Consider the following 20,137-nt stretch of genomic DNA (forward strand, 5'->3'; position numbering starts at 1 on the left):
GGTGTCTACAATACTAGGGGCTTGCCATTTAGCCATCCCAAATGAGTTATCTAGGGAAGGTCAAATAGCTGTATCTCGTCAAATCGCGAAGCACATTTCTGATCAAATTGGGGTGGCTTGCGACATCAATATTCATGATGAAAATGACGAAACAGAAACAGCCAATATTCATTGTCATTTGATGATGATTACACGAGTTGTTGAAGATGATGGACTTGGTGCCAAAACTCGCTTTCTAGATAATAAAAACACATCTAAAGAATACGTTTCTAATTGGCGAAATGAATGGAAACAAATGGTGAATAGTCAGTTTGCTTATGAAGGCATTGACGACTCAATTTGTATGGATTCCTAACAAAAACAAGGTATTAGTAAGCTACCTTTGAATAATATAGATGTTGAAACTTACTACACAAAAAAGGAAGAAATTCTTGCATTGCATGACGCAACAGCAAGTAGGAATGCTAAAGCCGAGGCATTCGAAAACCATCTCATAAACGAGATAAATTTAACTAATAAACAAATCGAGGAGCTAAAGAAAAATATGGCTAGAACAGATAATGAAAACAAACAAAAGAAATATGATGAAGACAAAGTACCCGCCCAAACTGGATACGTTTCTAAATCTAAAAAACCACAAACAAATAAGAAGAAGTCTTCAAAATATAGTGATGAAGAAAAGCAAAATTGGAAAGCTAATCTAGTATCTGATTATTTCGATACTGACATGCAACATCATGCTTCACATATCAAGCAATTCAGAGCAGATAAACCAGTAGCTAGATTACAGCTACAGGACAATTCTTGGTTAAAAGATCATACAGACAAGGATAAAATTGCACTGCATGGAAATGTATCTGATCAATCAATGAATATGCTTGCTGATATGATCCAAGCTAAAGGTTGGGAGCCAGTGACCCTTGAAGGTACAGACGAATTTAAAGCAAGGGCATGGTTAGAATTAGGGCAGCGGGATATTCAAGTAGATGACAGCTACAAGCCATCTAAAGAGATGGTTAAGGCATTAGAAGCCGTTGGAGCTATCAAGGAGTCCAAAGCGGAGGGAAACGACCCGAAGCCGGAACCCCCTTTGCCTTCCAATGACAATGATAAGGATAAAGAAGTCGAAATTCCTGCACCAGCGATGGGAATGTAAGCTATGCCCAATATCTTAAAATCTAAAACTTACAACGGAAAATCCGCCTGTATCATTAAAGACAAAGTGCCTTTGAGGATTCAATTAGATTGTTTACGTGTGATCAAAGATAAAGAGATATCAGAAGGAAGACGCAATCGCATTGCGTCTTTCAATTCTGACTTAATCGAATTCTTTGAACACAAAGTTGAAGCACAAAAGTCATTTGAAAATGCTCTAGATCATGCGTCAGAAGAAAACCCTATTGATTTATCTGATGAACCTTGGATTGACTTTGAACGTGTATCACGTTGGGGAATTGATGATAAAATCCCGCAATGGATAGCAGAGATTAGATTGATAAAAACAATCTATACCGCTTCTGATAGGGGTATTCTTCACGAACCAATCCTAACCTCTGAAAATGATCAAAATGAGTCCTCAGAGCCATCTGTAGGGCTTCATCAAGCTGATGGTTTTGGCGATATAGAACTATCTGATTTTGATGAAGATGATTTTGATTTTGGGGGTAGTAATGATGACAGCATTCATTAATTCAATAAATATCTATCACCAAGGGGAATGGATTGAGCAATCTATATATGCACATTCATTTAAAAATGTTGAATGGCAACCTTCAAATTCTGCCTATTTTCCATTTGCAGAAATGTTAAGAAATCAGATTGAAACTTTAATAGATACTATCAATCCTTCTGCGGTTGTTAGGTTTGGTCCCCGCCTAAAATTTCAGGGTCAAATAATGGGCGGTGGTTGCATCAATAGAGGGCAAATTTGTGTCTCTCTTTGCAGTTCATTTCATCCACTAGAAACACTAAGACACGAGCTATTTCATAGTGTCTTTGATTTGCTTACAGATGAAGAAAAAAGCATCTTAAATGACGATGAAGAAACCTTAGCTAAAGCCTTCGAGTCGAGGGAATCCGTAGCTTACAGCGATAATTTAGAATTCTTTTTGATGGTAGAAAGTGGTGATATTTTTAAAAGAGATAGAGACTTCTTATCATAATCTTCTTCGACACATTGCCCGTCATTTACCGTGTCTACCCCTTTCGCTACAAAAATAAATATATCCTCCGCACCACTTCGATAAATCGAACCGTGAGGAATATTGATTTTCTTCACTGCAAGGTCTTTATCAACACTATGACGGGCAACGCGACGAAGAAGATTAAAAACTGACAGCCCATATAATGCCCCTAGACGGGGCATTTTTTCTTTCTTCGGGGCTTAGCTCAAAAGAAGTCCTTTTGATAGAGAGCTATTTACTAAAATGACCTATTAGCAATTCACGCCGTTGAGGTTTGTTTGTTGTCTGCGGGCTAGGCCTTCGGGTTCTTCGTATTTCCCGTGGACTCCTACAAAGGACCCTTTGGGGTGATATTTTCCATCATTGCCAAGGAAAGAACCTTCAATATGGTACCTACCATCTGTACCTAGAAATGATCCAGCATAATGGTACTTTCCATCATTTCCTAAAAAACAACCCTTAGGGTGATATTTTCCATCATTCCCTAGGAAGGAACCTTCGGGATGATATTTACCATCATTGCCAAGAAGAGAACCCTTTGATTGATATTGTCCGTTATTACCTAAGAATGACCCTTTGGGATGGTATTTACCGTCATTACCTAGAACTGACCCTTGCTTATGGTATTTGCCATCGTTTCCTAAGAAAGAACCTTTAGGGTGATATTTTCCATCATTACCTAAGAAAGAACCTTTAGGGTGATATTTTCCATCATTACCTAAGAAGGAACCCTGAGAATGATATTTACCGTCATTACCTAAAAACTTACCAGCCATTTTAGTCCTCTATTTTACACATACTGATGATAGTATTCGTGTTTCATAATGTTGATTTATCTCATGTTTCGCATTTGTAAAGGTCAAAGCCATAATTTTTTTAAGGGTAAAGTCAGTCAAGTAAAATTGAAAAGAGAATCAATAGTTTTTGTCTTGGTAAGTAAATGTTTTCATATGCTTTGAATAAGCAATCCCCAAAATAGTAAGCATGTAACTATCAGGTGTGTTATCAGGTTTCATTAAATTATTTCTCAAGAAAAATGATCTCCATTGAATGTAGTCAAAATTAATAAATTGGGCTGGGTATATGCTTCTAGCCTCATTGTAGAAACGTAATAGATTTTGATCATTAATCCGACTGCCATTAGTGAATGAAAACATGATAGCTCTATGTTGACTGCCATATATATCTCTGTAAATTCTTTCAATATTTAGTAGGAAAGTATATTCCTGAACCGCATATTTAAGAGTCTCAATGTCGCTTTCATTCTTTAGTTTTTCGTTGGTATTTAATTCAGCTTCTACTTCATCATGTAAGATTTGACTTTTATAACCATTCTCAGCGTTCTGATTATTTTTAGGTTCAAAATCCAGTTCGATATTCCCTTGAGATGATTGAGGGTTTAAATCAACTGTTGTTTTGCCATGAGAGATTTTAGATATACTTTTTTACCAGCTCTCCAAATGGTTCTTTAAACCTCCAAAACCCAACAAGAACAACTAATGGCCATAAAGACACATCTAATATTTTTACCCAATCCATAACCATATCCCCAAAACTAAATAATTAATGGTGAATACAATATAAAATTGAGCTTATTTCTACCAGATAAATGTAATATTGAAATGTGGAAAAGCTGCCTGACAAAACATGCAGAAGGTAATTAGATATTATTTCAATTACCTGACAAAATACCTGACACAAAAAAATCCCCATTTAAAATAAATGGAGACTGGCTTGCAACCTCTTGAATTTTAAGAGGAAAATGGTGCCCGATCCCGGACTTGAACCAGGGACACGCGGATTTTCAAGGCGATGCTCTTTGTTTATTTTCAATGACTTAAATTGTCTAACTTTTGATTTAAGCTCATAGTTGTTCATTATGGGTTCTCAAAAATGTCTAACTTTTTTCAGGATGATAAATTAAGACAAATGTATTTCTTGTCCAAAAAAAAATCCCATGAGATAGGTAGCTACTCAATGAAATGGACATTATATTGTAAATTATTTTTATGCTAAAATATGTGATGAATTGACCCTGTAAAGGGTTGTTTATAGCAAAAGCATATACGCAAACACAATTTATTTGAAATGACGCATGAATATCTTTAAATGTATTAACTCTATATATTTAATCTAAAGGTGATTCTTGAAATTTCTACTGATCCTGAGTTTTGCTATATTGCTGAGCGCATGTGCAGCTCCGCAATTTAATGCGTCTCCACTTAAGTATTCTGGTTCCCAGATTGTCGTTATAAAAGACAATGATACACGTGAGGGTTTTTTACAGTCTATGAAAAGTTGGTTGGCCCAAAATAAGTATGATTTTGCAGTCTCAGAAGATGGAAGCAAACATGATCATAAAAAAGTTACTTTAGAATATGAGGGGCATTGGGGTTGGGATTTAGCTTTATACCTAAAGGATGCTGAGATTAAAGCATACAGTGATGGTCAAAGAATTGGCGAAGCATCATACAAAGTTCCTTATACGGCCAACCCAAATAAATTTAGCGTCGCAAGTGAACGTATTGCTAGTATGATGGACCTCCTCTTCGGGAAGAAGAGTGTTCAGGAAGCAAATTCAGAAATTAGAAGTTCAAAAAAATAGTCTATCTTTAGACAAAGGGGCTAATCATTACTGCTCCTTTGTCTAGTTCTCTTAATGTTCAAGCGTTAGCTAGGGCAGCTTTGATTTCTGGGTCATCTAAAATGACCTGAAGTCGTTTTGTATATATTTCAGTAAACATATCGAAGACATTATATGTGGAGCTTAATGGAATTTCTTTATCCCATTTTGCAAAAGTTTTTCGAACTTTGATGCGCCCTTCAATATCAACAATCGCAACTTCGAAGTCATATTGATAATCTGCACTTAACCAAAATGCATATCTGGATTTTTTCATTATTACGATTATTCCAGATGATCCTTTGTCTGTAAGTGTTTGAATTGAGGCCTCGAGACTTTCCCCTTTGGGCAATTCAACAATTGTCACATTACTTCCTGCCTTGGACAATGACGTTTGGATCATAGTCGATAGATAATATGCAAAAGGGCGCCCTTCAGTTGGTCCATTTCTTTTTAATGACGCAGGGATACCGAAAGCACCATGCATAATTCCCTCAAACCAAGGTTCTTTATCGCCATTTAATATGAAATCACGATGATCAGTTACAGCAACAGACAGATCAGCAGTTAATGGGTTACTAAATTTTGGATAACGTGCTTCTTCTGGTAATTTCTGGGCGCAGGCTCCTAAATAAGCGATACATAGAATAAGGGAAAAATAACGGAAAAACTGTTTCAATTTAAACTCCTATGAGAAAGGCTATCTGCTCCTGAAGACTATGCCCTTTATCAATCGGATAAAGCAATATCAATAGTTGTAAAAAAGTAATAATTCATAATTTAAAGTGACTTGTCAGGAAAGCTCTATAAAATACCCTGACCTTCAAATGCCAGTTGGTTCATTTAAACCTGTTAAGTTCAGAAAAAGGAAAAGTTGATGACGCGTGGATGTCCAGTTCTATCAACAACAATAATTGTTATATCTATGTTGATTACAACGATTTCTTTAGCGGCAGAGCCTTTGCCTTCATATAAAGTAGACCTTAAAGAAACATCTGTATCGGGGCTATCTTCCGGTGCCTATATGGCTGATCAGTTTCATGTCGCTTTTTCAAGCACGATTAAGGGGGCTGGCATTATCGCAGGTGGCCCTTATAATTGTGCTGATGCTTCACTTATGACGGCTTTGGGTCGGTGCATGAAACCATCGTTCTTTTCAGGTTCTCCTGATGGCAAAGAATTGGCGGCCAAAGCAAATAAAATTGCTGCAAATAAGATGATTGATGATCTGTCAAACCTAAAAGGTAACAAGGTCTATATCTTCAGTGGCACCAAGGATGAAACAGTAGATCAAAAAGTTGGTGATCAAGTTAAAGAATTCTACCAAGCTGCTGGTCTGGAAAAAGATGACATTCGATATGTAAACGATATTGCAGCAGGTCATGCAATGATCACTCAAAATTATGGCAATGGTTGTTCAACCGCATCAAAGTCTCCATACATCAGCAAATGTGATCGTGATGAGGCAGGGAATTTACTCAAACATATTTATGATGGCGCTTTAAATACCCCATCTGAAAAACCGGGAGGCAAGGTGATTGGTTTTGCCCAAGGAGAATTCCTAGCAAACCCGACGAGCCATTCTCTTGCTGATGAAGGCTATGCCTTCATCCCAGAAGCTTGTGAAAAAGGAGAGATGTGTAAAGTCCATATTGTTTTTCACGGTTGCCAACAAAATGTAGCAACTATTGGCAAGGAATATATCGAAAATGCTGGATATAACCGCTGGGCTGATTCAAATAAAATAATTGTTCTCTATCCTCAAACCTCTTCAAATTTATCCGGTAATCCAAAAGGCTGCTGGGATTGGTGGGGCTATGACAGTGATCATTATTACACCAAGAAAGGCAATCAAATGGCAGCCGTCAAAGCCATGTTAAGCCGTCTGTCAGGATCAGAGTAGAAAATGTTATAAAAGCTTGTCCCAAAGGGGACCGGTCAAACCTGCTTTATGCATATCATCTATGGAGTTCAGGCTGTCAGAGACGGGGAATATTTTTGTTGGCTCAGGTGACCAAGCTTCTTTGATTTTGCCCTCCATGAGCGAGCGTTCAATCTTTGGAGAGAAATAGAATACAGGTTCTAACAGGTCATCTTTATTTTGGATGATACCTTCGTTAATTGCCCGTTTCTGGATAGGTGCGTTTGGTAAAATTCGAATGCCGCTAAAACCAAAAATAGCAGCGCCTTCCAATTTCTTTAGATTGCCTAAACCTTCTTGGAGGGTGTCTGGTGTTTCTTCAGGTCCGCCAAAAATGATAAAATGTGCTGAAGGCACATCAAAGTCTCGAACCAGTTGATGCGTTTGATATACATCTTCCATCTGGAAGGCTTTATGCATCCCTCTTAAGGTGGCATCACTGCTGGCGTCGGTGCCGAATTCCATGGCATGAAGGCCGGAACGTTTCATAATGCTCATGGCATCGATGTTTAAATGTGACGGGCGAAAATAAGCGCACCAAGGTGTTTTGTTTTCTCTTCGGATGAGTTCTTCACAAATCTCCAAATAACGTTCCTTATGATCGTTAAAAACGGAGTCTGTAAAAAATAGGTATTTGCAGCCATAGTCTTTTTTTAATCGTTCGACTTCATCGACAACTTCTTTTGGATCGCGATAGCGAAATTTATTTCCTTCAAGAGTTGGATAAGAACAATAATCACATTTAAAGGGGCAGCCCCGCTTTGTTTGAACATTAAGCATGCCACCACGCTTGCGATAATACCCTGTAATGCGTTCATCATATGAAACAGGTAACCACTTATCTGTTAAAGCTGCTGTGCCTTGAAGGATTGTCCCTTTTGCAGGTGCGCACCCTTGTTCAATCTGATTAACTAGATTACAGACCGTCTGTTCACCTTCACCAGTTATGCCGTAATCAGCATCAAGCTTTTCCATGATCAATTTTGGGAATAGTGTGAAAGCCCCGCCGCCAAGAATGATTGGGACAGCAGAGAATTGTTTTATTTCATTTATGGTTTTAATCGCTGCTTTTATGAAAAATTGAGGGTCAGCACTATCGACAGTATCTATATTCCGAATAGATATGCCGATTACGTCAGTTTTGTGTTTTTCAAAGACAGGAGGGAGGCCTTCAATGCCATCTTCAACAAGAACATCATATTGTTTTACATGGTGTCCATCTTGTTTCAGAGCTCCTGCAATATGAGCCATTCCAAGAGGGTGGACCACATAAGGCGTTTTTACTGTATTTATGGAGATTAAAAGACAGTTTAGAGCCATTTAATCAATAGTCTTTTTGAAGATCAAGGACGTGTTGATGCCCCCAAAAGCAAAGTTATTAGACATCATATATTCCATGTCCAGATTTCTGCCTTCATTAACGATGTAATCTAGTTCCGCACATTCCGGGTCAAGGTTGTCCAGATTAGCTGTATGGGTTAACCAACCTTCATGCATCATTTCAAGTCCAAGCCAGGCTTCGATAACACCGCATGCCCCTAAACTATGACCAAAATAACTTTTTAAGGAATGAATGGGTGTTTGATTACCAACAACGGCTAGGGTTGCATGACTTTCAGCAACATCACCTCTATCTGTTGCTGTGCCATGAGCATTTACATAATCAATGGCACCGGCATCAAGGTTTGCATCTTTCAAGGAAGAACGCAGTGCCAGCTCCATGGTTGCTTTTGTTGGTTGTGTGATATGCGCACCATCAGAATTTGTTCCAAAGCCAACAATCTCAGCATAAATTTTGGCTCCGCGCGCGATCGCACGGTCATAGTCTTCCAAAATTAAACTACCGGCACCTTCACCAATTACAAGGCCATCACGGTCTTTATCAAAGGGACGTGGCGATAATTCAGGGGTTTCGTTCTTAACCGATGTTGCATAAAGCGTATCAAAAACAGCTGCCATGGATGGGCAAAGCTCTTCAGCACCACCTGCAACCATCACATCCTGCATGCCATACTTGATGGCTTCATAAGCATAGCCAATACCTTGAGAGCCTGAGGTACATGCACTTGATGTTGGAATAACACGCCCTTTTAAGCCAAAAAAGACGCCGATATTTACCGCAGCTGAATGGCTCATCATTTTCACATAACTCGTGGCAGTCAAGTTACGCATAGTGCCTTCGCTCATGAGTTCTGCAAAAGCCACGACGGGTTTCGTGCTGCCAAATGAAGATCCGTAGGATACGCCCATACGGCCACTATCAAAGAGCTTCTGGTCTTCAATCAGTCCCGCATTAGTCAACGCCATTTCTGTCGCATAGACAGCCATGCGTGAGACAGGTCCCATGCTGCGTAATTTTTTTCGTGGATAGCGCTTATCGACATTAAAGTCCTGAACGGGTCCAGCTAGGCGTGTATTGAGATCAATATAACGATCCCAATCAGCCATATGTTTAATGCCCGTGCGTCCTTCTTTAAAAGCTTCACGGATGGTTGGCCAGTCATTACCAAGGGCTGTTACCCCGCTCATGCCTGTGACAACAACTCTACGCATTAGAACATTCCCCCGTTAATTGAGATCACTTGTCTGGTGATGTAGCTGGCATCATCAGAACAAAGGAATGAGACCGTTCCTGCAACTTCTTCTGGTGTTCCAACGCGACGCATAGGAATGGCCTTTTTAATTTCGTCCATGGGCAAGTCATCTAGCATCTGTGTGCCGATCAACCCTGGTGCAACGCTGTTTACAGTAATTTTTCGCTTAGCTAATTCAATGGCCAAGGATTTTGCAGCGCCGATTAATCCCGCTTTAGAGGCTGCATAATTTGTTTGGCCTCGGTTCCCCATGACACCAGAAACAGAAGACATAACAACAATACGCCCCCCCTTTCTTGCTGAGACCATAGGCATGGTGCAGGGGCGTAATACATTATAAAAACCATCCAAGTTGGTGTGAATGACCCCGTCCCAATCTTCATCTGTCATAGCTGGAAAAGCCGTGTCACTTGTCACGCCTGCATTCAGAACCACGCCATAATAAGCCCCATGTTCTTCTATATCGGCTTCTAAGGTAGATTTACATTGCTCACGATCTGAAATATCAAATGAAATGATCCGACCAGAGGCACCTAACTCATTAATTTTAGTTAGTGTTTCTTCAGCGCCATTTTGATCTCGTCCATAATGAACAAGAATATCAAAACCATCTTTAGCAAGACGTAACGCGACAGCCTGACCAATACCCTTGCTGGCCCCTGTGACTAAAACCGTTCTACCCATCGGCTTTTGTCTCCATTTTTAAATTATCGTTACTTGGTTGATATACATTTAAACGTGCTTTTGCGACTATTTTTTCGCCTTTTTTAGTTACGCAATCAAATGAGGCCATTTCCCCATCATTATAGAGTGCTTTTGCCTCTATATTAAGGTGATCCCCAATGAGAAAACCATCACCTAACAATTCAAGTCTGCGCGTCCCAAGTAGAAAACCAATACGGACGGCTTCGCCTTTTTCTCTTGCAATGATCCCGCTATAGGCCGCAATGGATTGCGCCATATATTCAACGGCGACATAGCAAGGGACTTTACCGTCAAACATGAATTGTGTGTCTTCCTTGATGGTAAGGGAGGTTTCAATCATTTCATCACTATGAGAGACAACATGGTCAATTAAGATCATCGGGTGGCCATGTGCGATTAAGTCTTCAATGGCAAAATTCATAACGGGCTCGCTTTTTTCACTGCCAGACAGATGTTGTTTCCACCAAACGCAAATGAATTGCTTAAAAGTACCTTATTGTCTGTTTCTAACTTATCATCAGGCTTTACAAATTTTAATTGGGCTAAGGCATCGTCTGATTTTCCATCCCAAATATGGGGGGGAAGTTTTTGATGAATTAGAGACAACCATAAAAAACCGAGTTCATTGGCACCTGCTGCCCCAAGCATATGTCCTGTAAGAGACTTTGTTGAGCTGCATGGGACATGATCGCCCAAAAGCTCATTTACGGCTTTTGCTTCCATGGCATCGTTTAATTGGGTGGCAGTGCCATGAAGGTTAATATAGGCAACTTCATGATCTCCTTTTGCCAATTTCATGGCTTTGATCGCTCCAAGCCCTTCAGGGGATGGAGCACTGATATGATAGGCATCAGATGTTTCACCATAACCGCAGAATTCAACAAGGCCGGGTTGGCGACTTAAGACGAATAAAGCTGCCCCTTCACCAATATTTATGCCATCACGGTTGTCACTAAAGGGTAAGCACTTCCCTTTGGAAAGTGAGTCCAGTGCGTTGAACCCGTTTAGCGTTAGGCCACATAAACTGTCTACACCTCCAACGATGGCTGCATCACAGATGCCTGCCTCAATCCACCTAGCTGCTGAGGCAACTGCCTTGGCTCCTGAGGTGCAAGCGGTTGAAACCGTCATTGCTGGGCCGCTTATATCCAGATAGTTCTGAATGAATTGGGAAAGATCCGAAGTGGCTTGACGTTGGTAATCGTAATCAGGTGGAAATGTTCCATTAATTACTTTTTCTGCAATAGCGGGTTCATTTGATCCAATTCCAGATGTGCTTGTTCCGACAACAACGGCAATGCGCTCATTACCATATTCAGAGATGAGGTTTTGAATATCAGCCTCAATCTCTTGTAAAGCCATCATGGCCAGTTGATTATTTCGACTTTTATGTAAAGAATGCTTTTCTGGGATAACTGGCAAGTCAGTATCAACTGTCCCGACATACACAGATTGGTCCGGGATATAAGTGTCGTTTTGTATCAGACCATCTTGAGATCCTGCGAACAAATTTTCAGCAACTTGATCTTTTCCACATCCAAGCGGATTCACAATCCCAAGGACGTTCAAATATAAAGTCATTTTGGCCCCTTTATTTTCTGAGATTGAACCTCAATACGATAGGACCTGTGATGGTTCTCAATAATCAAGCGCCCCTGCCATCTGTCATGTACATCCAGTCTTGAAATTGTGACACGGTTTTCTCCATCGCGTGTCACAAGGCGTTTATATTCCCCCTCAATAATAATATCTGAGGGTCTGTTTAGGGATTCAAGCGGCCAATAAGCCAGCATCAGGTCATAGAGGATATGTTCCCCTTTTAGCTGATCAGGCATCCAAGGTGCTTTTTCACCATGCACCCCATCCTTATCCCATTTCACTGTAAAAGCTCTACGTCCCATGGCATCTAATCCGATGAGGGATAGACGTTCTTCCTGCAGACTAAGGGCGACTTGAAAGACAAAATCTTTGTCCCCATGCTTGCCTTTTAAAAGCTGGACTACTTCCACCGGGGCAAAGGGCAATTGCCATTTTCCAAAATCATTACCTTCAGGTTTAAACTTGGTTGCACAGCTAGAAAGGATAATAACAGCACAACAGATGATAAGGTTTTTTATGGACATTGGGCTGCCACCATTTCTAGATATTTCTTAGGCTGGGTAACAAACGGATTTTTTTCATCCCACGCATAACCCGCCAAGATAGAAATAATCATATCCCGGATGGAATTATCTCCTTCAGGTGGATTGAAAATGATCTTTTGTAGCGATCCTTCATACCAGCTTTCCACAAATGTTTTAAAACATGTAACGCCAATTTTTAACGGGTCTGCATACTCTTTTTCCCAGTCAACTTTTTCTCCATTGAGCTGCTTGAGTAAGGGGGGGACCACCAAATCAGCAGACTTTAAGGCTATGGTTACGCCTGAAGAAAAGACTGGGTCCAGAAATTCTCCAGCATTTCCCAACAAAGCATATTTATCTGAACATAAGCTTGAGACATCACAGGAATACCCGGAGAGCTGGCCCACAGGGCGTATTTCTTCGGCACCATCAAGTAAAGCGCCAAGTTCTTTTGCTTCTCTTAATAATGTCCAGAGCTTTTCGGAATTATCACCTTTGTATTTATCTAATACTTCGGGGCGGACCACAACACCGACTGACGACGTTCCATCTGAGAACGGGATAAGCCAATACCAGATATCATGTTGTTCTGGATGAACGGTTATAAGAATTTTGTTGCGGTCAAATTCCTTAATGCAAAGCTGGTCTTCCATATGTGTAAACAAGGCATTGCGTACAGGAAAACTGGAAGGGCGTTCAAGGTCTAACAATCGAGGCAGCACCCGCCCATACCCGCTGGCATCTAAGATGAATTTACATTTTATTTCGCTCTCATTGCCTTGTGCGTCCTTGACTTTCAGGCGTGATATATCTTGTGACAGGTCAATGTCGATCACTTCATGATTATACCGGATATCAGTTCCTTTAGCCGCCGCTTCCTTTGCTAACAGGTGGTCAAAAGAAGCGCGCTGGACTTGATAAGTTGTTCCCCAACCTTCAGAGTACTTCAGGCGGAAGTCAATCAAGCTGCTTTGATCTGCACACCCAAAAGCCGCACCATTCTTAAACTGAAACCCATGTTCAATAACGCCTTTGAGTAAGTCTGCTTTTTCAAGAAATTCCATTGATTGGGGTAACAGGCTTTCCCCAATAATAAAACGAGGGAAGTCCAGTTTTTCAAGCATAAGAACTCGAACATCATGCTTTGCCAATAGGCTTGCGGCAACGCTTCCGCTTGGCCCTGCACCAATAATCACAACATCAAACATATCATTCATAACTTTTATCTTCTTGTTTTTTTATGTGAGTTAAAGGGGCAAGAGCATAGGCAATGGAAATGCCGATCAGTATGGTCATGCCAAATGCATGAATGGCATACATGTCACTTAACGCTAACAGGCCAAATGCCATGATTGTTGAGGCAGCTGATAGACCATTGGCAATCATAACGCCTGAGTATTTCTCAGAACTCGCTTCATGACTGAAAAGGGCATAATCCAATCCGATTGCCAAAACGAGAAGGAGGGCCATGGCATTGAAGAAAGTAAAGCTTTCTCCGAAAATAGACGCAATGAAGGGTGTTAGAACAACAGCACTTATGGGAACGCTCAAGATAATACTTGCGTTTTTAAAGCCATAATTTTTCACTAAAAATGCCCAGATAATTAGGCAAGAAAAACCAATGAGAAGTATGGCGCGTTCACGGTATTTACCAAGTGTTTCACTAATGTTTTTTACTTGATCCACCAGTCGAACATTTTCATGGTTTGAGGCAAGGTCTATGAGAGCCTCTGTGTTTGTCACACCACTTAGTCGAATAAGATGAACTGATGGGGCAAGTCTAAATTCGGGAAGAAAGCCTTCAGGGTCTAAATATAGGGCTTCACCATAAATATTATTCTTCCTCGTCATGCCAATATGGCTGAGATGTTTATCAAGCTTTTCACCGAGAAGGGTATTTTGGACAAGATCACGGTTTTCTTTTTGTTTTTTGATAGAAGGGATGAGCTGTGCCATAGCTTGAAAGCCAATGATGTCACCCTTGCCTTGGATATTAGATAATTTGGGCAGCAGGTTTTCTTCTAACTGCAAAACGTCTTGTTCATTTTTCCCATGAACAAGAAGAATGCGTGTGGCGTTATCCAGCCCCGTTATGTTGCGAATTTGATCTTCTTCAGCTTTTAGATCAAGCGGCAGGCTTTGCAAGCGACGCACATCGTCATCTATATGAAATAGCGTTGCCCCGGCCAGTGCCCCGAGAATAGATACACCAGCGATAATCAAGCTCCAGTTACGATCAAAACCCCACAAGCGTTTAAAATGCATAACGCCAGTGCTTTTATCAATTAGGGGATAGATACACATCACCGTCAGGTAGGCCATAATAAGACCTGCTGTTGCAAAGATTGCAATCTGCTGCAAGCCTGGAAAAGGCGCGGTTGCAAGAATGAGAAAACCTAATGAGGAACTTATGACACCAAATGTCAGCGGACGTGCAATGTTTTGTGTTCGCAAAACACTGTTAGACTTTTCTTCGCCCAGACCATCGCAGCAATAATGAAAGGTATAATCAACCGCTATGCCAATAAGGCCCGCACCGAAAATAAAGGCCATTAGATGAAGCTTGCCAAATAGAAGGAGGCAAACCCCAAGGCCACCGATGATGCCAGAAGAAATTGCCAACAGGCTTAACAGAATAGGGCGGATACTCCTTAAGAAAATAATATTTAGTAAGATAATTCCAGAGAGTGAGATAGCCCCAATCAAAGTAGCTTCGCTTTGTGCTTGTTCAATCCCTCTTTGTCCATAAAAGACAGCCCCTGTCTTTAAGATCTCAACCCCGTTTGGAGTTTTCAAACTTTCGTAGGCTGAAACAAATTCATCTTGGAAGTTTTGGTTAAACGCTTGGCCTCTTAATTTGAAAACAAGGACAATATGATCCCCAATAAGATCCCATCCATCCTTTATTTTGAAGTTCTTTTTCAGTTTTGGGCGTGAAGCTAAATAAGCAGGTAATAGAAGATAAGGGTCTTCTTTAATCAATTTCCCATCACTAAGCCCAAACGGTGACATGATTTGTGCTAAGGCGCGTTTTGAGACCTTTTCACCTTGTCCATTTCCCAGCCACTTCCGGTCCTGATCAGATAGAAGGTTTGCGCGATATTTGAACAATGTTTTTCCAAAGTCTTGAATTTGATCTTGCTGTTTATTTAAATCAGCATACGGTGCCAATTGCTTAACAATCTCATTTGCAAATGATTTGGCGGTTTCAAACTCTTTAGCTTTTACGAGAATGACAACGCGCTGGGTGACTTCCTCTTTCATAAGTGAGTTTGCTTGTCGTACCCACTCGCTTTGTTCCTCATCTGGTAACAAGGACAAGAAGTCTGTTTCAATAGGAAGCGTGTTCTGAAACCGTAGACCTATTATAAAAAGACAGAGCAAGAGAACCAGTGCCCATGTGATTGTCCCTAGCCGTCTCATTATTCCACCTGTAAGACGGTTTGGTTATTAAAGTTAATCACATCCTTGTCACCTTCCGGCTTAACAATGATCAGTTTTTTTAGATGTTTCGCGCCTTTAAGGTAAATTGATTTGAAGGGGGCATCTTTTGGCGCTTGAAATGATAAGGACCAACCTGTTTCAAGAGGTGTGAGCTTTGCCTCGAATTTTTCTTCCAGAAGACCCCATTGGCCTTGCATGGATAGGGACAGAACATCGTGTAATGTTTTCAAAGCCGGGAATTGGCTTGTTGAAACCTCTATTGTTGCCTGTCCGCCAACACTTTGGCTCATACCTGTTTTGTTAATTCGTAATTCTGTCTCAAAAGGGCTGGAGGTCTTCCAGATAAGTCCTTTGGTTTTCTCAAAATAAAACTCACCCTCAGATGTAATGGGGTGATCAAAGCCGGACAAAAATCTCTTTTGAGAAAAGGTCCCACTTAATGCTTCGTTTTCTTTCAGCTTGATGGGGCGTTCTTGAGCTTGAGTCATTGAAGACATAAAAAGAAAAGCAATGATTATGAGGAAGCGCATGTTGCCTCCTTAATCTTTTTAAAGAGGATGGCTGGGCTTTCATAAAGCATTTCTTGAGTTTCACCATCAACAGCGACCTGAATGGTAAAGCCTTTTGTTATTTTCCCACCTGTTTCAACGTCTGTGATCAGATAATTGATTTTGAGGCGGTTTTCATATTCCGCGATGGTGGCTTCCACATTGATGTTCTGTGCGAAGGTGACAGGACGTACAAATTTCACCCGCATATCAACAACAGGCCACATATAGCCACTGTCGCGCATCTGAGGATAGTTGTAGTCAATCTTATCCAATAGTGCACAGCGTGCTTGTTCAAAAAAGCGAACGTAATTGCCATGCCAGACTACTTCCATAGGGTCTAGATGGTAAAATTGTGCTTGGATTTGAACAGATGCAGAAATCATATGCTTACTCGTATAAGGACCAATGTTGGTTTGAAATACGGTTTAATAAAAGCTTTAAGACATCTTCTAAAGGTTCATCCTCATTAACAAACGGGATATCGGCTTCTAAAGATTTCTGGAAGTCAGCCACCTCATTTGTAAGTTTGTCAAAACTGAAATCACCTTGGCGCACACGAAGACGAAGGGCCTGGCAACACGCCAGCATATGCCCAACAACAGCCTGTTCTGTTAATTCGAGAACACGCAAGCAATCGCGCGCAGCAATAGTACCCATACTCACTTTATCTTGGTTGTGACATTCTGTTGAACGCGAGAACACACTGGCGGGCATTGTGTTTTTTAATGCTTCTGCAGTCCATGCTGATACACCAATTTGCAAGGCTTTCAAACCATGGTTAATCGGGGCCCGTTCACCTTCAGCACCAGATAGATTAGAAGGCAGGCCGTTATTGAATTTCACATCCACCAGCGATGCCATTTGGCGATCAACCAAATCAGCAAGATTTGCCACAAGGTTCTTTAGGCTATCCATGACAAAACCGATATGTCCGCCATAGAAATGCCCGCCATGAAGGACACGTTCATTTTCCACATCAATGATAGGATTGTCATTGGCGCTGTTGATCTCGGTCTCAATGATTTGCCTGAATGTTGGTAACATGTCTTGCAACACGCCTATCACATGTGGGGCGCAGCGAACAGAATATCTATCTTGTAGGCGATGAAGTGGCTCTTCACTCACACCGCCATCTAAATCTTCGCGCACACGTTTGGCAATTTCGGCCTGACCAGGGTGTGGTTTGGCAGAGAATAGAACTTCATCAAAATGCTCTGGATTTCCAAGCAAGCCGATTGAGGTCAAGGTTGTTAGGCGAGAACATAGTCGCGCAAGATAGTCCGCACGTTGAAAAGCAAAAACAGCCATGGCTGTCATGACTGCTGTGCCATTCATAATAGCCAAGGCTTCTTTGGGGCGCATCACTAACGGTTTGATGTTAAGTTCTTCATAAACATCTTTTGTGCTGCGGCGCTCCCCCTTATAGAAAACGTCACGCTCACCAATAAGAACAGCAGCTACATATGAGAGAGGTGTTAAATCACCACTGGCACCAACAGAACCTTCTTCCGGGATGACTGGGGCGATGTCATGTTCTAATAACAGTTCAAGCTGCCTCATGAGGTCCATGGAGACACCAGACATACCTTTTGTCAGGGATGCCAAGCGAACGGCAACGACCGCGCGCGATTGTTCAGGGCTTAGGTTTTTACCAAGTCCAACACCGTGAAAGCGAGACAGGTGAATAGGTAGTTCATGCACAAGTTCTTCTGGAACGCCACGTGTGCAACTGTCGCCATAGCCCGTTGTAATACCGTAAAGAACACCTGTTTTTTCAAGAACACCACTTAGGAAGTCTGCACCGGCTGAGATTTTATTTATAAAAGCTGGATCATCAGAAACCTGACTTTGGGCGCGCCCCATTGCTAAGGCATGGATGTCTTCAATAGAAACTGGCGTTTCGCCAAACGTAATAACAGGCATATGGAGCATTATATTCTCTTAAAAAATTATTCGCTGTTAGGTTTATTGATCTTCAGCCCAAAAGTCAAAAAAGTTGTACCACTGTAGAGGATATTCTCTACAGTTGCGTTCCAAAATATGTACATACTTGGTGATCTCTGTGGTTAATGCTTCGTCACGGGTCTTGCGGGGGAGTATGATTTGATCAGAGATTTTTTCAAAAATGATACGGAACTTATCCCTTTCTTTCATGCAATGAAGGGAAAAAACCGGACATTTCAAAAGGGATGCTAAAATCATTGGGCCTTGAGAAAAAGGGGCCTCTTTGCCAAGAAACGGGATGTATGACAGGCGTTTTTGTCCTTCAACAGGTGTTCGATCTCCTGCAATCACGACCCATTCACCCCGATCAAGGCGTTCTTGAAGCTCTATGGCGGTTGCGGGCCCCATGTCATTGACCTGAACAACATCCAAAGTGGCATCTGGATTATAGTCCGCAAGGATTTGATTGAACTTCACCGCATGTTGGGTATGGGCAAAGACTGTAATCTTAATTTTGCTGCGCCTTTTTGAAAGTGCACGACAAATTTCGACATTGCCAAGATGAGAGGTGAAAACCAATACGCCTTTGTCTGATTTAATCACCTGATCAAACTCTTTTTCATTCGGGATGATCAAATCTTTGATTTCTACCTTACCCATCCATGCTGAAAATTTATCCAAGGCCATTCGCCCAAAAGATCTGGTGTGTGACCATAATTGAAGCAACCCGGGTTTATCTTTCCTGCCTTGTAGGGCGTATATCTTCTCAAAATACCGTTTAGAGGCTTGGCGCTGTACGCCACCTGTTAGGAAGAAATATAATAAAATTGGCTGCATGATCCACCAACAAACGTTATAGCCCAAGGCCTTATAAGTGGTGGCGAGGAATTTTAGCCCCCATGTCATACCACGCTCATCTATGGTCGCCCATTTGGAGGCGATTTGAGGTTTCTTGGGGCGATTTTTCAATACGCTTGGAAGGCGATAGAGCATATTGAAAACAAGACGGGTGTGCATTTTTGTAATGCGGATATTATCGGCGACAATATCAAAGTTTGAGGTGTTGTTTTCAGGGTAGGTGACTTTCACTGGCGTCATGATGGTGGGGATGCCACGCCAAAACAGGCGCACCATGATTTCTGTATCAAAATCCATGCGCTGGCCAATGGTTTCTTCATCACTAACTGCAAGGCTTTGTTTAAGGGGATAAACACGATAACCGCACATACTGTCTTTAATCTGAAATGAAAGTGTCTCAATCCACACCCAGACATGAGTGAACCATCTGGCGATTTTGCGTGATTTCGGGATGGTTTCATCATAGATGGGTTGACCAGATATCAGTGCCTCAGGGTGGTCCTTTGCAAGGCCTAACAGTGTGGGAAGGGCTGAGGCATCATGTTGCCCGTCTGCATCCACCTGAACGGCGTGGCTGTAGCCTGCCTCAAAAGCGATACGAAACCCTTCAATGACGGCACAGCCCTTGCCTTGGTTTTCATCAAACCGTTTAACGATAATATTTTCATCAGGGTTATGCAGGGCTGCAATGGTTGATTTGGTGGGCTCAGTACTTCCATCATCAATGATAAAAACGGGTAGGCCTTTTTCGCGCAAACCGTTTGCAACATTTTCTATGACAAGATAATGATTGTGGCTAGGGATAATGGCGCAGAATTTAACACTCATTGGTCGGATAGCTTAATAATGCCGGAGGAGAAGGTCTTCTCACCAGAGGTATAGGAAAATACAACCCTGTTCTTTTCTTTCTGGAGATCGAGTTTCAAAGTGATTTGAACTTCTGGCAACATGAGATCTCGGAATTTCAGTTGAGAAATTTCAGCAATGGTTTGTGTTAGAGAAAAACGATCTGTGGCAAAGCGAACAGCCCAATCCAATTGCCCCACACCCGGTAAGATTGGTTGTTCTGGGAAATGGCCCTGGAACTGGAAAAGGTCAGATTGCGGGCATAGGTCTAGCTCAATAAGCGTGCCTTGGTGGCGCTCTGCCAGAATATCCGGTTCTTGTTTGCTTTCTTTCCACATTTGCATG

Annotated in this window: 21 protein-coding genes; 6 read left to right on the plus strand and 15 right to left on the minus strand. The window is 41.5% G+C overall.

Annotation, left to right across the window (positions count from 1 at the left end; genetic code table 11):
* The 4 genes from MTBPR1_RS09180 to MTBPR1_RS09195 form a co-directional block, all read left to right on the plus strand.
* Positions 1 to 355, plus strand: a 355-nt coding sequence (locus tag MTBPR1_RS09180) for a MobA/MobL family protein (RefSeq protein ID WP_165602649.1), incomplete at its 5' end; no start/stop codon positions are given.
* A gap of 27 nt (positions 356 to 382) precedes the next feature.
* Positions 383 to 1,156, plus strand: coding sequence for an LPD7 domain-containing protein (locus tag MTBPR1_RS09185; protein WP_069188726.1), 774 nt, complete (start codon positions 383 to 385; stop codon positions 1,154 to 1,156).
* 3 nt (positions 1,157 to 1,159) lie between these two features.
* On the plus strand, positions 1,160 to 1,690 hold the full coding sequence (locus MTBPR1_RS09190; protein ID WP_069188727.1) for a hypothetical protein: 531 nt from the start codon (positions 1,160 to 1,162) through the stop codon (positions 1,688 to 1,690).
* Positions 1,671 to 2,162, plus strand: a complete 492-nt coding sequence (locus MTBPR1_RS09195; RefSeq protein WP_126465133.1) for a hypothetical protein — start codon at positions 1,671 to 1,673, stop codon at positions 2,160 to 2,162. The genes MTBPR1_RS09190 and MTBPR1_RS09195 overlap by 20 nt, the downstream gene beginning before the upstream one ends.
* A gap of 272 nt (positions 2,163 to 2,434) precedes the next feature.
* On the opposite strand, the gene MTBPR1_RS09200 is transcribed toward MTBPR1_RS09195, so the two are convergent.
* The gene (locus MTBPR1_RS09200) at positions 2,435 to 2,959 is read right to left on the minus strand and encodes a hypothetical protein (protein WP_069188729.1); all 525 of its coding nucleotides are present in this window, start codon (positions 2,957 to 2,959) and stop codon (positions 2,435 to 2,437) included.
* Positions 2,960 to 4,329: 1,370 nt separating this feature from the next.
* On the opposite strand from MTBPR1_RS09200, the gene MTBPR1_RS09205 reads away from it, so the two are divergent.
* Positions 4,330 to 4,788, plus strand: coding sequence for an Sbal_3080 family lipoprotein (locus tag MTBPR1_RS09205; RefSeq protein WP_069188730.1), 459 nt, complete (start codon positions 4,330 to 4,332; stop codon positions 4,786 to 4,788).
* 58 nt (positions 4,789 to 4,846) lie between these two features.
* Here MTBPR1_RS09205 and MTBPR1_RS09210 read toward each other — a convergent pair whose 3' ends face one another.
* A complete protein-coding gene (locus MTBPR1_RS09210; RefSeq protein WP_069188731.1) occupies positions 4,847 to 5,485 on the minus strand; it encodes a hypothetical protein in 639 nt (212 codons plus the stop codon).
* Between the two features lie 198 nt (positions 5,486 to 5,683).
* Between MTBPR1_RS09210 and MTBPR1_RS09215 the strand changes: the two genes are divergently transcribed.
* Positions 5,684 to 6,709: an extracellular catalytic domain type 2 short-chain-length polyhydroxyalkanoate depolymerase gene (locus MTBPR1_RS09215; protein WP_069188732.1), complete on the plus strand. Its 1,026-nt coding sequence runs from the start codon at positions 5,684 to 5,686 to the stop codon at positions 6,707 to 6,709.
* Positions 6,710 to 6,715: 6 nt separating this feature from the next.
* Here MTBPR1_RS09215 and MTBPR1_RS09220 read toward each other — a convergent pair whose 3' ends face one another.
* The 13 genes from MTBPR1_RS09220 to MTBPR1_RS09280 all read right to left on the minus strand — a co-directional run bounded on the left by MTBPR1_RS09220 (position 6,716) and on the right by MTBPR1_RS09280 (position 20,130).
* Positions 6,716 to 8,047 (minus strand): lipid biosynthesis B12-binding/radical SAM protein, encoded by a 1,332-nt coding sequence (locus MTBPR1_RS09220; RefSeq protein ID WP_069188733.1) that lies wholly within the window; start codon positions 8,045 to 8,047, stop codon positions 6,716 to 6,718.
* The gene (locus MTBPR1_RS09225; protein ID WP_069188734.1) at positions 8,048 to 9,280 is read right to left on the minus strand and encodes a beta-ketoacyl-ACP synthase; all 1,233 of its coding nucleotides are present in this window, start codon (positions 9,278 to 9,280) and stop codon (positions 8,048 to 8,050) included.
* Positions 9,280 to 10,005 (minus strand): 3-oxoacyl-ACP reductase FabG, encoded by a 726-nt coding sequence (gene fabG / locus MTBPR1_RS09230; protein ID WP_069188735.1) that lies wholly within the window; start codon positions 10,003 to 10,005, stop codon positions 9,280 to 9,282. The genes MTBPR1_RS09225 and fabG overlap by 1 nt, the downstream gene beginning before the upstream one ends.
* A complete protein-coding gene (locus tag MTBPR1_RS09235) occupies positions 9,998 to 10,447 on the minus strand; it encodes a hotdog family protein (RefSeq protein ID WP_069188736.1) in 450 nt (149 codons plus the stop codon). The genes fabG and MTBPR1_RS09235 overlap by 8 nt, the downstream gene beginning before the upstream one ends.
* Positions 10,444 to 11,607, minus strand: coding sequence for a beta-ketoacyl-[acyl-carrier-protein] synthase family protein (locus MTBPR1_RS09240; protein WP_069188737.1), 1,164 nt, complete (start codon positions 11,605 to 11,607; stop codon positions 10,444 to 10,446). Before MTBPR1_RS09240 ends, MTBPR1_RS09235 begins: the two co-directional genes overlap by 4 nt.
* On the minus strand, positions 11,604 to 12,149 hold the full coding sequence (locus MTBPR1_RS09245) for a DUF3261 domain-containing protein (protein WP_069188738.1): 546 nt from the start codon (positions 12,147 to 12,149) through the stop codon (positions 11,604 to 11,606). Before MTBPR1_RS09245 ends, MTBPR1_RS09240 begins: the two co-directional genes overlap by 4 nt.
* Positions 12,140 to 13,366: an NAD(P)/FAD-dependent oxidoreductase gene (locus tag MTBPR1_RS09250; protein ID WP_069188739.1), complete on the minus strand. Its 1,227-nt coding sequence runs from the start codon at positions 13,364 to 13,366 to the stop codon at positions 12,140 to 12,142. The genes MTBPR1_RS09245 and MTBPR1_RS09250 overlap by 10 nt, the downstream gene beginning before the upstream one ends.
* On the minus strand, positions 13,359 to 15,413 hold the full coding sequence (locus MTBPR1_RS09255; RefSeq protein ID WP_069188740.1) for an MMPL family transporter: 2,055 nt from the start codon (positions 15,411 to 15,413) through the stop codon (positions 13,359 to 13,361). Before MTBPR1_RS09255 ends, MTBPR1_RS09250 begins: the two co-directional genes overlap by 8 nt.
* 158 nt (positions 15,414 to 15,571) lie before the next feature.
* A complete protein-coding gene (locus MTBPR1_RS09260) occupies positions 15,572 to 16,123 on the minus strand; it encodes a LolA family protein (protein WP_069188741.1) in 552 nt (183 codons plus the stop codon).
* On the minus strand, positions 16,108 to 16,527 hold the full coding sequence (locus MTBPR1_RS09265; RefSeq protein ID WP_069188742.1) for an acyl-CoA thioesterase: 420 nt from the start codon (positions 16,525 to 16,527) through the stop codon (positions 16,108 to 16,110). The genes MTBPR1_RS09260 and MTBPR1_RS09265 overlap by 16 nt, the downstream gene beginning before the upstream one ends.
* A gap of 4 nt (positions 16,528 to 16,531) precedes the next feature.
* A complete protein-coding gene (locus MTBPR1_RS09270; RefSeq protein ID WP_069188743.1) occupies positions 16,532 to 18,076 on the minus strand; it encodes an HAL/PAL/TAL family ammonia-lyase in 1,545 nt (514 codons plus the stop codon).
* Positions 18,077 to 18,109: 33 nt separating this feature from the next.
* On the minus strand, positions 18,110 to 19,774 hold the full coding sequence (locus tag MTBPR1_RS09275) for a glycosyltransferase family 2 protein (RefSeq protein ID WP_069188744.1): 1,665 nt from the start codon (positions 19,772 to 19,774) through the stop codon (positions 18,110 to 18,112).
* Positions 19,771 to 20,130, minus strand: a complete 360-nt coding sequence (locus MTBPR1_RS09280) for an ApeI family dehydratase (protein ID WP_069188745.1) — start codon at positions 20,128 to 20,130, stop codon at positions 19,771 to 19,773. The genes MTBPR1_RS09275 and MTBPR1_RS09280 overlap by 4 nt, the downstream gene beginning before the upstream one ends.
* Positions 20,131 to 20,137 lie beyond the last annotated feature (7 nt).

Origin of the sequence: Candidatus Terasakiella magnetica (assembly GCF_900093605.1) — a bacterium.
GTDB classification, from domain to species: domain Bacteria; phylum Pseudomonadota; class Alphaproteobacteria; order Rhodospirillales; family Terasakiellaceae; genus Terasakiella; species Terasakiella magnetica.

Bases quoted from the DNA above. Each gene is read 5' to 3' on its own strand.
- MTBPR1_RS09190 (WP_069188727.1), top strand. From the start codon at position 1,160: ATGCCCAATATCTTAAAATCTAAAACTTACAACGGAAAATCCGCCTGT.
- MTBPR1_RS09195 (WP_126465133.1), top strand. From the start codon at position 1,671: ATGATGACAGCATTCATTAATTCAATAAATATCTATCACCAAGGGGAA.
- MTBPR1_RS09200 (WP_069188729.1), bottom strand. From the start codon at position 2,959: ATGGCTGGTAAGTTTTTAGGTAATGACGGTAAATATCATTCTCAGGGT.
- MTBPR1_RS09215 (WP_069188732.1), top strand. From the start codon at position 5,684: ATGACGCGTGGATGTCCAGTTCTATCAACAACAATAATTGTTATATCT.
- MTBPR1_RS09220 (WP_069188733.1), bottom strand. From the start codon at position 8,047: ATGGCTCTAAACTGTCTTTTAATCTCCATAAATACAGTAAAAACGCCT.
- MTBPR1_RS09225 (WP_069188734.1), bottom strand. From the start codon at position 9,280: ATGCGTAGAGTTGTTGTCACAGGCATGAGCGGGGTAACAGCCCTTGGT.
- fabG (WP_069188735.1), bottom strand. From the start codon at position 10,005: ATGGGTAGAACGGTTTTAGTCACAGGGGCCAGCAAGGGTATTGGTCAG.
- MTBPR1_RS09235 (WP_069188736.1), bottom strand. From the start codon at position 10,447: ATGAATTTTGCCATTGAAGACTTAATCGCACATGGCCACCCGATGATC.
- MTBPR1_RS09240 (WP_069188737.1), bottom strand. From the start codon at position 11,607: ATGACTTTATATTTGAACGTCCTTGGGATTGTGAATCCGCTTGGATGT.
- MTBPR1_RS09245 (WP_069188738.1), bottom strand. From the start codon at position 12,149: ATGTCCATAAAAAACCTTATCATCTGTTGTGCTGTTATTATCCTTTCT.
- MTBPR1_RS09250 (WP_069188739.1), bottom strand. From the start codon at position 13,366: ATGAATGATATGTTTGATGTTGTGATTATTGGTGCAGGGCCAAGCGGA.
- MTBPR1_RS09255 (WP_069188740.1), bottom strand. From the start codon at position 15,413: ATGAAAGAGGAAGTCACCCAGCGCGTTGTCATTCTCGTAAAAGCTAAA.
- MTBPR1_RS09260 (WP_069188741.1), bottom strand. From the start codon at position 16,123: ATGCGCTTCCTCATAATCATTGCTTTTCTTTTTATGTCTTCAATGACT.
- MTBPR1_RS09265 (WP_069188742.1), bottom strand. From the start codon at position 16,527: ATGATTTCTGCATCTGTTCAAATCCAAGCACAATTTTACCATCTAGAC.
- MTBPR1_RS09270 (WP_069188743.1), bottom strand. From the start codon at position 18,076: ATGCTCCATATGCCTGTTATTACGTTTGGCGAAACGCCAGTTTCTATT.
- MTBPR1_RS09275 (WP_069188744.1), bottom strand. From the start codon at position 19,774: ATGAGTGTTAAATTCTGCGCCATTATCCCTAGCCACAATCATTATCTT.
- MTBPR1_RS09280 (WP_069188745.1), bottom strand. From the start codon at position 20,130: ATGTGGAAAGAAAGCAAACAAGAACCGGATATTCTGGCAGAGCGCCAC.